General features: G+C 64.4%; 12 protein-coding genes and 1 pseudogene. 6 read left to right on the top strand and 7 right to left on the bottom strand.

Translation table 11 applies throughout. From position 1 onward, the window contains the following. The first annotated feature begins 541 nt into the window (after positions 1 to 541). The 4 genes from NVV99_RS25675 to NVV99_RS25660 all read left to right on the top strand — a co-directional run bounded on the left by NVV99_RS25675 (position 542) and on the right by NVV99_RS25660 (position 3,362). Positions 542 to 661, top strand: coding sequence for a recombinase family protein (locus tag NVV99_RS25675; protein ID WP_260783232.1), 120 nt, complete (start codon positions 542 to 544; stop codon positions 659 to 661). 270 nt (positions 662 to 931) lie between these two features. After that, positions 932 to 1,267 (top strand): DUF6412 domain-containing protein, encoded by a 336-nt coding sequence (locus NVV99_RS25670; RefSeq protein ID WP_313906270.1) that lies wholly within the window; start codon positions 932 to 934, stop codon positions 1,265 to 1,267. A 62-nt stretch (positions 1,268 to 1,329) separates the two neighbouring features. After that, a complete protein-coding gene (locus NVV99_RS25665) occupies positions 1,330 to 1,995 on the top strand; it encodes an ABC transporter ATP-binding protein (protein ID WP_260783231.1) in 666 nt (221 codons plus the stop codon). Next, positions 1,986 to 3,362, top strand: coding sequence for a DUF6297 family protein (locus tag NVV99_RS25660; RefSeq protein ID WP_260783230.1), 1,377 nt, complete (start codon positions 1,986 to 1,988; stop codon positions 3,360 to 3,362). Before NVV99_RS25665 ends, NVV99_RS25660 begins: the two co-directional genes overlap by 10 nt. Positions 3,363 to 3,647: 285 nt before the next feature. Here NVV99_RS25660 and NVV99_RS25655 read toward each other — a convergent pair. From NVV99_RS25655 to NVV99_RS25635, 5 genes and pseudogenes are all read right to left on the bottom strand, one after another. Continuing rightward, positions 3,648 to 4,143 (bottom strand): annotated as a pseudogene (locus NVV99_RS25655) (IS5 family transposase); the annotation flags it as partial. Positions 4,144 to 4,192: 49 nt separating this feature from the next. After that, a complete protein-coding gene (locus NVV99_RS25650; protein ID WP_260783229.1) occupies positions 4,193 to 5,029 on the bottom strand; it encodes a class I SAM-dependent methyltransferase in 837 nt (278 codons plus the stop codon). Positions 5,030 to 5,223: 194 nt separating this feature from the next. Next, positions 5,224 to 5,454: an integrase core domain-containing protein gene (locus NVV99_RS25645; protein WP_260783233.1), complete on the bottom strand. Its 231-nt coding sequence runs from the start codon at positions 5,452 to 5,454 to the stop codon at positions 5,224 to 5,226. Between the two features lie 81 nt (positions 5,455 to 5,535). Next, positions 5,536 to 6,791 (bottom strand): IS3 family transposase gene (locus NVV99_RS25640; RefSeq protein ID WP_260783228.1). Its coding sequence is split into 2 segments (ribosomal slippage): positions 5,536 to 6,518 and positions 6,518 to 6,791, totalling 1,257 coding nucleotides; the frame shifts between segments, so codons are not numbered across the junction. A gap of 32 nt (positions 6,792 to 6,823) precedes the next feature. After that, on the bottom strand, positions 6,824 to 7,471 hold the full coding sequence (locus tag NVV99_RS25635) for an IS110 family transposase (protein WP_260783227.1): 648 nt from the start codon (positions 7,469 to 7,471) through the stop codon (positions 6,824 to 6,826). 353 nt (positions 7,472 to 7,824) lie between these two features. On the opposite strand from NVV99_RS25635, the gene NVV99_RS25630 reads away from it, so the two are divergent. Continuing rightward, on the top strand, positions 7,825 to 8,151 hold the full coding sequence (locus NVV99_RS25630; protein WP_260783226.1) for a hypothetical protein: 327 nt from the start codon (positions 7,825 to 7,827) through the stop codon (positions 8,149 to 8,151). A 2,146-nt stretch (positions 8,152 to 10,297) separates the two neighbouring features. Next, entirely contained in the window at positions 10,298 to 10,501 is a 204-nt protein-coding gene (locus NVV99_RS25625) for a hypothetical protein (protein ID WP_260783225.1), read from the top strand. 485 nt (positions 10,502 to 10,986) lie between these two features. Here NVV99_RS25625 and NVV99_RS25620 read toward each other — a convergent pair whose 3' ends face one another. Together NVV99_RS25620 and NVV99_RS25615 are read right to left on the bottom strand one after the other, a co-directional pair. Beyond that, complete coding sequence (locus NVV99_RS25620; protein ID WP_260783224.1) at positions 10,987 to 11,868, bottom strand: hypothetical protein; 882 nt, start codon at positions 11,866 to 11,868, stop codon at positions 10,987 to 10,989. A gap of 379 nt (positions 11,869 to 12,247) precedes the next feature. Then, positions 12,248 to 12,506 (bottom strand): hypothetical protein (locus tag NVV99_RS25615; protein ID WP_260783223.1); only part of this gene is annotated, 259 nt, incomplete at its 5' end.

Genomic DNA, 12,506 nt, shown 5'->3' with positions numbered 1-12,506 from the left:
CAGACACTCTCGACACGGTGCCCGAAACCGTCCCGGAACGCCATCTACCACGCCGAACTCATTCTGAAACGGTCAGTAAATGGCGAGGGTCCGCGTTCACTTCGCGGCGGGTGAATTAACACGACGACCCATCTACGGCCCGTCTCACCGTCTCCTGATCGGTGACCACGTCATGCTCGAGCACATAGGTTGATGCCACAGGTCAACCGGCGAGGGGCGATGGACAAGCCCAACCCGGCTCTGCTCCACGTCGACAACGCACCTGCGCCGCCACACGTTACCGAGTTCCTCTTACCGCTGACGATCGAACCTCCAGCCACAATGTGGACGCGAAAGGTCCACGCCGACCACGACGGCTGTTGGATCACCGCTGGTGACGAGATAGTTCGCTGCGAGCACAACGGCCCAGCCGAATTGACCCTGCGCCGTGTCTGCACTGACGGCGGGGACGACACCGTCTCCTTCGACGGTCGCCTCTTCGTATTGACCTACCGGGGACGGCATCGATCCGGAGACCACTTCCGGCCGGTTGATGCTGGGCATGCCCGCGACCCTGGCCGAGTACGAGCGCGAGCTGATCACCGAGCGCGTCAACGCCGGCATCGCTGCGGCGAAGCGGAGCGGCACTCGCTTCGGTCGGCCCCTGTTGACCCGGCGGTGATTGCGGAGAAACCTCTTCGACCGTAGGAGCCCGGCATCCTCCCCACCGGTGCCGACAGCTTGGATGAACCACCGGCCGGAAAAGCACCTATTCTTCATCACAAGGCCGGCGATTACCGTAGGCGCGTGGACACGGCATGGCAGGCCATCGGCGAAGCAGCCGACGCGATGAGCGACGACGAACTCGAGACCGCGATCGCGGCGCTGCGGATGTAGAGCATGTCGACTGTGCTCGTCTACCCGCGGGTGCGCCGTATATAGACTTGCCGGTATGTTCTTCGGTCCGCGCAGCGGTATGACCCTGGTGTGCTTTCTGCTGTCGTGGGCTGTTGCCGTTGTCTTCTCCGTCGATCTCGGATCGGCCGGTCCCACACCGGTGTGGCTGGCAGGGCTTGTGGTCATCGTCGCCGTAGTGGCGGCTGTGCTGTGGACGGGCCGTGCGGACGATGCGCTGTTCGGATTCGGCCGAACCACACGTGGACCGACCGAGGAAGAACAACGCCGCCGCGGTGAGCTTCGGCGTCACTCTCACCCGGATACTTCCGGCCGTCCGCGACCCCGGGCGCCCGGCCTCCGGGCGGGGGCCGTATCGACTGTGCTTGCCTGAACGATCGGTCTCCGCGTCCTCGGTTCTGCTTTTCCGCACGAGGATCAACGGGAGATAACCCTGTGTCCACCCCCATGCCCGCCCACTCGGCCCACACTCATCCGGCCATCTCGGTCCGCCGGGCCAGCCGCCACTTCGGCGACCTGTGCGTCTTTTCCGACGTGAGCTTCGACGTCGCTGCCGGCCGGTGTTGCGCGATCGTCGGCGCCAACGGCGCCGGTAAATCCACTCTGCTGCGCTGCGTGATCGGCGCCGACCGGCTCGATCACGGCAGCATCACCGTGCACGGACGCCCGGTCGACGAATCCTCGGCGACCTTCCGGGCTACCGTTGCCGCAGTGGTCGGCGAACCCGCCCTGTTCGCGCACCTGACCGCCCACGAACATCTGCAGCTCGTCGGTGTCGCCCACGGCGCCGTCGACCCCTACACCTCGGCCACACGCATCCTCGATCAGGTGGGCCTTGCCGAGATCGCCGATCAACTTCCCGTGACGATGTCCAGTGGCCAGCGTCATCGCCTGGCGTTGGGTTCGGCGCTGGTGCGCCCTCGCACGATAGTGGTACTCGACGAACCCGAGCAGCACCTCGACGCCGGTGGCCGTGCCTGGCTCGCCGAAGCCATCCGCGCCGAGAAACACGCTGGCACTGCGGTGCTGCTGGTCTCCCACGACCACACCCTGGTCACTGCAGTGGCCGACGAGATCGTCGACGGTGACTCATGGCGCTGACCGATACGTCCCGCCCGATTCCCTCCGCGTCGACGCTGCGTGCCCTCCGTCGCAGTTTCGAACGTGCCCACACTCCGCCGAGGCTCCGCGAAGGAACCTTCGCGCTGACCGCCCTCGGGGCGTATGTGTGCGGCGGTGTGCTGTGGTGGTTGACGACGCGACCGGCGACCGTGCTCACCACCTCGCCTCTGATCGACACACACCAGCGGTGGAACCCGACCTGGGGATGGGCCGTGACCGGGGTGCTCACCGCCGCCCTGGTGACGGGAGCAGCAGCGCTGGGACCGGTGAACGTTCGCAGCGAGACCGCATGGTGGTTGCTGCCCACCCCGGTCGACCGGCGCGGGGTGCTCCGGCCGCGAATCGGTGCGACCCTCGGCATCGGAGGTGCGCTCGGCCTGGCCGGGGGCCGGCTGTGCGCATTCGTCGGTGAACTCGCGCACTGGCTGCCGTTCACACTGCTCGGCGGCGCTCTCGGCGTCGGCAGTGTTGCGCTCGGAGTGCTCGTCCAGTGCGAGATCCTTCCCCCCTGGACCCTGAGTGTCGTTACCACCGTCTGTCTCTCGGGTGCAGCCGTGGCAGCGATCGTCGCTACCGCAGGCGGCACGGTCGCGCTGATCACCTCGTGGACTCTCGTCCTCGTCGTCTCGATCGTGGCGGTAGTCCTGTCCGGGATGGCCCTGTGGTGGTGCGGTCGGATCACGGTGGCCCGCATGGCGATCGGTTCCGAGACCACTGCCGCGACGTCGGTGTCGCTGACGATGCTGGACCTGTCGATCGTCACCGGCGCCCTGGAACAACGAGCCTGGCGACGCGTGGCTCGCCGCCCCTCGCGTCGGATGCCCACCTCCCGCACCCGCGCCTTGATCCGTATCGACGCACTACGTCATGTGCGCCGTCCGCACTCGCTTTTCGTCGCGGCCGGTGCCGTGTGTACCGGGTGGGCGCTGTCGGCAGTGCTGTCGCCGCTTGCTGCGGCATGGACGCAGCTGGCGCTCGTGGTCGGGGTGTGCATGATCTTCAGTGCCGGATTGCGGGAGTTGTGCGCCGATCCCGCACTCGCGGTGATGCTCGGAGCCGACGATCGAGGGTTGCGGTTGCCGTTGACGGTGATCCCCGTCGTAGCGGCGGTGGTGACGACGGTGCTGACCGCGTCGCTGGTGGCGATGAACCCGACACCGATGGCACTGGTGCTCATCGGCGCGGTGACCGCGATGTACCGGATCCGGACACGAGCGCCCCTGACCTACGACGGTCTGATCCTCGAAACCGGCTTCGGGCAAGTCCCGGTCGATCTGATCCGGCAGAAGATCCGCGGTACCGATGCGATCGTCGTAGCTGCGGCACTACTCGCTGTCTGTGGTTGATCAACGGTCGGGAACGACACAGCATCCGGGATCTGCGGTTCCTGCTGGAGCATCGGCGAGCGCGACATGCTCGCACAGTGCTCGCCATACAGTCTCGCCGAATCCTGCACGGGCCTGGTCGCAGGTGGGTTCGACGCTGCCGCTTCGATGGACTCAAAGCGGCAGCGCCCTGCACAGTCCCAACCGAACAACTGCCTGCATCAGAACTCCTGGAGAGGCGCGCAATCGATCACGTCGGATACTGATGGGATGGGATGAGGCGTACTGTGCGATCCGGGTTGAGCAAGCGACCATCGGCTGCAGCATCACACTGTCGTGGGTGTTCGCCGAGGTCACCGCCGTGACGAGGGGAATGCCGTCGGCGTCGGAGAGGATGTGGATCTTCGAGCCGTTCTTGCCTCGATCGACCGGGCTGGGACCGGTCAGAGATCCCCCTTTTCGCCCGCACGTGCGCTGCGTCCAGGATCGCGGCGGACCAGTCCAGGTCCCCACCGGCGCCGAGCCGATCGAGGACCCTGCGGTGGAGTTCGTCGAACACCCCGGCCCGAACCCAGGTGGTGAAGCGGCGGTGTGCGGTCGGGACGCTGACCCCGAACGACGGTGGCAGGTGCCGCCAGGCACAGCCGCTGGTGAGCACGTAGACGATCGCGGTGAACACCGCCCGATCATCGATCGCCGCCCGGCCGCCGCCCTGCGGCCGCGCCCGGAAGCCGGGCAGCAACGGTTCGACGATCTCCCACAACGCATCCGGTACCAGCCGGGAAGACAACGCATCGACCACGGCAGTGCATTATGCCGCACAAACGATCTAGTCCATAAGAGACATGCTGTTAGATTGCGGCCGCATCACCCTGGGTCGCTCCATGGGTCATGAAAAGATTGAGTTTGTAGGTTTTTACTGGAGGCGCCCAACCCAGGGCGCGCAACCCAACGCGGTATCGGGCTGGCCACGTGTGACGGATTGAATGTTGCGGGGTTGCGAACGTGCGTGATTCGAGTAGGTGCATGCCGCATTGCTCGAGTGTCCGGGGGTCGTCACATGTCCACTTCATCCGCGCAGGAACGGCTTTGAATACAGGATTGCGATCTTGAGTATTCATCATCGCTGTGCCGCCAGTGTCGAAGGCCAGGCGTGTGGCAGGAAATGCTGCGGAGAGTGTGCGTAGCTGCGCGGTGACCTCATCGGCGGTGAAGTAGAGCAGCACTGCTTCACTGAGCACAAACACCGGTCCGCCGGCATTGATGACCGGGGCCCACCACGTGTCGTCAAATAGTGACCCGTCGAGCATCGTGTACCGGTTCGAGTCGCTGCAGAATTTGCGTCGCAGCGCCATGGTGTCGGGAACATCAAGGTCGAACCACTGGACTTTACCGTTGTCCAGTCTGTCGAAACGGGTACTGAGACCACAGCCCAGATCGATGACGGTGCCGCCCGGATGGTCGGAGAGGAATCGTCGAACGTACTCATCGAAGATGGACGCTCGCAGCACCGCACCGGCCAGCGACGGGCCACGAAACTTCGCAAAGTCGTAGTCGATGGCTGCGACGAACTCACACGCTTTCGTGTCGTGGAGAACACTGTTTGACCGTTGTGCATCCTGCGCCCGCCCGTACAGCGGAATCAACAACGTCTCCTGGATCTCGCCCAACGATACCGGTTCACCCACCCCCGCAATGTAACTAAGGGTGCCCTAATTGTCACGCGTGAGACTGATGCCCTTTGTTGGGTGCCGAACGGCGGTAACCGCTCTCGATAGCGTCAACTGGGGTTTTTATCGACAGATCAGCGTCGCATGCATGGGAGGGCAACACTTGCTACCAGACACGCATCTGGAGTTGACCCCGTTCAGTGGACACAGAGTCAAGCGGCTTCTGCCGCCTGAGTGAACTGCTCCTCGAACTCGACCAGGCTGATCATCCCGATCGCGCAGTGACGCCGACGGTGGTTGTAGACCCGTTCGATCCAGTCACCGGCAGCAACCTTAGCGCGCTGTCTCGTCGGCCACCAGTATCGGTTGTAGAACTCCACTTTCAAAGTCGCCCAGAATGATTCGGCTTGAGCATCGTCCCAACACATCCCGGTCCGGCCGATCGACCGATCCAGGTTGTGTGCGCGAGCGAACCTCGCCAGTGGCGGCGCGCCAGATGAACCGTCTCGGGTTTCTTGCCGCTCCTATATCGGTGACGGCTCCGGTTGTGGAGTCGACAGGTGAGCGTAGTACGCCGCCTCGAATTCATCCGGCGGGACGTATCCGAGACGGCTGTGCAGGCGACTGCGATTGAACCAGTCGACCCACTCCATCGTGGCGTACTCGACGTCCTCGACGGACTTGTAGGGACCCGGATGGAACGGGTTTCCCTTGGCGATCACTTCGGTCTTGAACAACCCGATCGTGCTCTCGGCCAGAGCGTTGTCGTATGCGTCTCCGACGCTGCCAATCGACGCGGCAATACCCTCCAGCACAAGGGTTTCCGCGAAAGAGATGGAAGTGTACTGACTGCCGGCATCGCTATGGTGGATCAACCCTGAGCCGACCGGGTGGCCCGTGTGGTCACGTCGCCACAGTGCCATCTTCAAGGCGGTGGTGACCATCGCGGTGTCCTTGACGGTGGCGGCATGCCAGCCGACGATCGCCCGCGAGAAGCAGTCGATCACGAACGCGACATAGACGAACCCCGCCCAGGTGCGGCAATAGGTGAAGTCGGTGACCCACTTCCGATTCAGGACCTCGGCGGTGAAATCACGATCGACCAGGTCAGGGGCGCGGCGGCTGTCCGAGCCGCCGGGCACGGTGGTGCGGTGCCGACGGCCCCGGACCGCTCCGGACAGTCCTTCGTCGCGCATCAACCGGTCGACGGTGCATGCCGCGACGTCGTGGCCGTGTCTGCGCAGGTGCACGGTCATCTTTCGGCGACCGTAGAGACATTCGGCGGTGCCGACGGTCTCACGCAGAGCGTTCGTCAGATGTGCATCGGCGACGGTCCGAGGGGACGGAGGAGCGGTTTTCCAGTTCCGATACGTGCGTGGGGCGACCTTGACGCCACGCTCGGTGAGCACGGCGCAGATCGACTCGACCCGGTGTCCTTGTGCACGCATCTGGTCGATGAACTGGCAGATCAGCGGCGGCGAGGGTCGAGCTCCCTCGCGAAGAAAATCGAGGCCGACTTCAGGATCTCGTTGGCCTCACGGAGGTCTCGGACTTCGCGTTCGAGCTCTTTGATTCGTTGCTGCTCGGCAGTGGTCACGCCGGGTGTCTTGTCGGCATCGATCAGAGCCTGGCGGGTCCAGGTGCGCAGCGACTCGACACCGACGCCGAGCTTCGGGGCGATGGCTTTGCACGCCGCGAACGGCGAAGAATATTCGTCGAGGTGGTCGAGGACCATCTTCACCGCTCGTTCACGCTGCTCGGCGGGGTAACGCTTGGACATGATGTGCATCCTCCTCAAGAAAGGAGGCGGCATCAAACCCGAGACGGTTCACGACGCCGTAACGCGTATCCGGTTGCGGCCCCGACCGAGGCGGTGGGAACGCCGGGTCTGGTCGCGGCCAACTCTTCGACCATCCGACGCTCGTTCGCTCCCGCCCACCGCGCCCGAACCGGATCGGGCGCGGTGACCAGCAGGGATGTGATCTGACGGATCACCGCCACACGCGCCTTGACGGCGCTGCGGCGCACGGCGAGCAGCACACGGATCTGCTCGACGAGCCCATCGCCGGTCTTGGCCTGAGGAAGGGTGTCCGGTTCGGCCAGTGTCTGCTGTGCAGCGGCATAGGCGTCGATCGGATCGGATTTCCCACGCCGTCGTTGTGACCTTCTGGGCCTGATGATTTCGCGAATCTCGACGTTGTGTGTCCTCAAGTACCGGGATAGGCCGGCCCCGTAGGAACTGGTGCCTTCGATGCCGACGAGTCGAACACTGCCCCGCGATCGGATGTAGCCGAGGAGTTGTTCGTAGCCGGCGGAGGTCGCGGGGACCTGCAGGTCACCGAGCCGGGTGCCGGTGATTCCGAGAACTGCGAGGGGGTGAGTGTCGGAGTGCGTGTCGACGCCGGCAACGATCTCCCTGTCGGGTGCGGAATTGATGACCTCGACGAGCGGTGTTGTCATGATGGAACCGTGCCTTCCGTGACCAAGGAGGCACGTCGGCCGGAGGACAGGCAGAGAGGACGTTGACGGGGCTGACCAGGCGCGTATGAAGTCATGCTCGCCTCTGGCCGACATGCGTCGGACAGCGCCTTCGCCGCCGGCACGCGGACGGATCAGTTCAAGGACAGACCCTGTGGCCGCCAGTCACCTGCAGAGTCACGCGCATCGATGACGAAGGCCCTTCCATCATCAACGTCACCGAATCGTGCAGCAGTCCCGATCGCCGGCTGGATCGGTGTGAACAGCACGTGAAGGATCGGCGCCGTCCAGCCCGAACCCTTCCATGTTGATGTGTCCATGAGTAACACTCAATCATGGGGATTCTCTCGATGATCATGCTGGCTCTGGCCATGCTCGGCGCCTATTGGGCCACCGCATTGCTGATCGCCACCCTCATCCTGAACCCATCGACCACCGGCCGACATCGACGCGACCACCACCGCGCCACACGCGAATCCACTCCCGAGCAGAAGACGCGCGCCGACCCGCCCGGCGACATCGAAGCCGATACGGTTCTGCCGCCGACCGTGGAACTGCCCGGTACGGCCGGCCTTCGCCCCGCCATCACACCGCGTCCGGGGCCGCGCCGAGACACACGATCGCCCCCGCCGAGGGGTGGCGGGGGCGATCAGGGAGAGTGACGCCTCGGGGGAGAGCGCCACCAGGACACAGTATAGGTAAAACTTCGTTTACCTAAGGGTGAAAAAAGGGGTGAATCACCTCGGCGATTCCGCCACCCGGAGACCGGCGGATTCGTTACCCTGCCGACATCGGGGGCTGGGCAGGCGTGAGACCGCGAGAACATCGATCACGAACAGCGCAGCGCTCGGAGCATGCCATCGGGAGGAAACACTCTGTTTCGCCCTTCGTCGGGGGAGGGCGAAACAGAGTTCTTCTGCTCCCGGCCACCGCGACCGGCGACGCTCCACCACGCCCCGTAGCCGATGGTCCGGTGACCCCACCGCGATCGAACGTACCGAGACCTGCAGCCGCTGAACAGGATCGAGCGGCTTTCCCGCCTTGACCACCGGACGGGACACGAGAATGCCGCCTCGAGCCTGCCGGCCACGACGATGTCCCACCTCGACCGAGGTGGAACATTGTGGGCGGACCGAGAGTCTTGCGGGGGTCCTCGGCCCGCCATCACAAGATAGCAACAGCGCCCGGGCGACCCTCGACGATGCGCTGCACGGATATGGGTGATTTCGCGGGCGATGTCCACGCCTGATCGATAACACCGCGGCCCGCTCGGTCGGTGATCAGGACATGCGCTGGTTGTTGTGGCTGGCCATCGCATCGCTCTCACTGTCCGTAATCGTGGCCCTCATCGCCGGGCGTGTCATCCGCACCCGCGACGACCGCGAAAGTCCCCCGCCACCGGACGACAAAGATGAACCCCGGCGAGACCGCACGTGAAACCAACCACCACACAAGTTTTCGGGTTTCGCGTCATCCGGTTCTGCAGTACCGTGAGGTCCGTGGCGGTTCCTTCCACCTCGGGGCCGCTGCACATCCGGTCACAATTCATCCCCCTGCACTGTGGCCGGAGGTCCCACCGCTTTACGACTCCTCGAGCGGTGGGACCACACCCCCATTTTCGACACGCTCGTGGCATCCTGGATCGTGCCGGCCTGTTCGGTCGCTGGGGGATCGAACAGATCGGCCCGATGCACCTACGAAAATCGCCTCCACATGACCGTGCGCAGACCGTGGAGGCGATTTCTGTGCCGTGACGCCGGGGGCAGAATCACAGCACGATCACGACACTAGCGCGTACTGTCCGCCGCCGTGGTTGTCGGGGTGTGACCCGCTCCGCGAAGGCACCACGCCCGGGCCCGAGGCCGGCTGGCGCTTGCGGCATCTGTCCGTTTTGCGATAATCGGACACGGCGTCAAGCTCACCGCGGGGCAGGCACAGCAGCAGCGGGAGGTATGGCGAGAGCCACCGCAGAATATCCTCGCCAGCGCCACCGAGGGGCCGCCGACCACAGACCGGCGGCCCCTCCCCGACGACACCAGCGACGCGACCAACCGAACAGGCAGAAAGACGCACACCCGATGGGACAGCACGTCGACACATTCACCCGCACTCCCGACGAAGCACAAGGCCGGATCCTGCTGGATCTGCTGAACCGCGAAATCGACGACATCACGACCAGAATCGAAACACTCGAACACGTGAGCGCTCATGCGGTCGTCGTCGATCCCGATCAAGGACAGCTCAAACGCGCGCTCATCGAGAACCTGAACGAGCTCCACCGACAGATCGGCAACCTCACCTCCCGCTTTCCGGCACTTCACCCCACCGACACGCACGACCACACGACCGAACCCTCCCGACACCGCACTGTCGTCGAACAAACACAGACATGCCCCACTTTCCCCAAAGATCGGGGCGTATTCCGGTGTCGGACTCGATCAGGCGAGAGACCACTCGAGCCACACAGACGATAACGACGACGGCACGATCGCGGCAGTTCGGATCTCCGGCCAGGACGGGTGCACGCTTCGGCAGGTTTCGTCCCGCCCGAACACCAAGCGAAGGTAACGAACCGTCCGGAGAATGGATAATTCGGACATGGCACACTCACTGCGAGCAGAGCGGCGGACCGATCCGGCCAGCAGCGCCCGACTCCGGCCCTACCGTGGCCTCCATCGGAGGACCGGGGGTTTCCCCGCACCTTCCACTTCGACGCCGATGAGCCGACTCGGTAGCTCCGGCACGACACCGAGTGTCTTCGCCCGAGGCCGGCAGTTGGCAACACGAGTCGGCCTCGCTCTGGCCGCGGTGTCGTTCACGACGCTGACCGCATCGACGGCGATCGTGTCATTCGGCGACTATTCCAGACTGTGCGCCGGCATTCACTCTGTTCACCTTGCGGCATGCAAACACGGATACCGCGTCGCGGAGACGGTCAAGACGACCGCCGCGACGGGAACGCTGGTGTTCCTCGTGATCAGTCTGATCCTGTCGCTCCATCGGCAACCGTAGACCTGATCGCCATAGCTCCGAAATCCTCAGTACTGCAACGAAGCACGCGATGCGTGCACTGCTCGCAATGCGTGCACGCACTCGTCTACGTGGTACCTCGACCGTTTGCCCACCCCGGCGCTCCACCAAGCTGACAGCACGGTCGACCGCTACACGCTATCGATCGCACCGCGACCGGGCGGGACTCATGGTGGCGCGGACTCGTCGAAGAGGCGGAGAACGACCTGCTCTGAGGAGCGTCAGCGTGAGAGGGTGCGTGGCCAGATCACGGGAGCGGCGACGGTGATCGCGGCGAGGCGGTTGCGGGCGAACGCGTCAGTTCGCGTTGCGGTACCGTGTCACTGCTCGATCTTGTGAATCGGTTCGAGGAACACCCGCACCTCGTCGGGGATCCCGCGACGCGTCACTCATCAAGACTTCCCGACGAGCACAAGCAACACCGTGATCAACACGGGTAATTTTGGGGGGTTCGTTCCTGTGGGAGGTCAGCTCGTCGCGCCGATCGTGGTCCGGGGAATACGGTCGATGACCTCTCGCACGCCCGCGAGGCCGAGATCGCCGCACCCGACCAGCGTGAGACGTTCGAGCGAGGGCAGTTCGGCCAACACGTCGATGCCGTGGATCCTGCGGCAGTACTGGATGTCGAGCCGGGTCAGCTCGGGCAGTTCCCGTAGCGCGGAGATATCGGCTAGCGCGCGGAGGTTCTTCAACCGCAGCGATTCGAGAGCAAGCAGCGCCTGGATGCCGTCGAGCGAGGCGAGCTTCGTTCCCGCGAGCAGGCCGAGTCGTCGCAGCGGACGAGCAGAGACGATCTCGAAGATCCTCTCGTCCAGCGAGACGTTCAGCACGTTCAGCTCCTCGAGTGGCAGCCGCAGCGCCTCCCGAAGATTCGCCTGCGTCCGGTCCGGCTTCAGCGAGGCGCTCCGAAGCCGGGGAAACGCCGAGCCATCGAAGCGGAAGACATCGCTGACGAAGAGCGTCGTCAGACGGGGCAGCACCACCTCCGGCCAGGTGAGCACGCCGCCGTGCTCGTCGAGAAGGCGCAGCTCCTCCAGCGATTCGGGAAGATCGCCGGCGCGGATCTCTCCCACCAGCGAGGGTTCCGTACTGCCACCGCTGACAGTGAGCGAGGTGAGGTTCTCCATCTCGCCGAGGACCTTCGGCAGGCGCTCGATCCGGTCATCGTGCGGAGCCCAGAGCTGCGCGGTCCGGATTCGGGCCAAGCGCTCGGGGAGGATCGGTTTGTCGAAGAAAACCAACTCCCGCTCTGGGCCGAACACGCCGCGGTCGTTGCGTCTGCGCAGGAGTACGAGATCATCAGCCACGACAAGCCTACTGGCCGATCTGTAGCGGATACCCGTTGCCAAGCGATCGCATTCGATAGAGTTCCTTCGAACAGGTCCGGTTCAGGCGCAGCTATGTTTGCTCCCCAACGACATTCCAGCTTCGAGATAGTAGTGCGTCAACGTTGTGGCTGCGTCACGATCGCCATCGCCAACGACCACAGAGTTCAGCAGATACCGGTAGCCGTCATCGGCGGTCGCCATTCTGATCGAGACCGTCATGCAAGTCAGGTGCGCTTTGTGTCGATCCCCCTGATGGTAGGTAGTGGCTGAGGAGTGGCGAGCCCCGCATTGGGGTCACCTATCGCGGGAGTGTGTCAGTACGTGAGCAGTTGTGACGGGGCGCCATGCCGGTGATGGCGAGGGCAGCATCTGCATCGAGCTGTGCGGCAGCCCCTGGGAATCATGCGGGCTGATTGCGTGCTCGGGTGTCGATGAAGCGTGGGATCCCGTTGGCACTGACGAGGATCGCGGCGGCGGCGAACGGGATCGCGCCGAGGGCGAGCATGGCTGCGCCGGTGCCGCCGGAGAACTCGATGGCGTCGTGGGTGAGGACGAGTTGGGCGCCGGTCTGGAAGGCGGTGTTGAGACTTCCCAGTGGGATGTCAGTAGCGATTCCCGTTTCGATGTCAGTGCCTCCTACTTCGTGATCGAATACGTGT

This window comes from Rhodococcus sp. PAE-6 (genome assembly GCF_025290685.1).
Lineage (GTDB): Bacteria > Actinomycetota > Actinomycetes > Mycobacteriales > Mycobacteriaceae > Rhodococcus > Rhodococcus pyridinivorans.
This window is presented reverse-complemented; position numbering and strand designations above follow the sequence as displayed.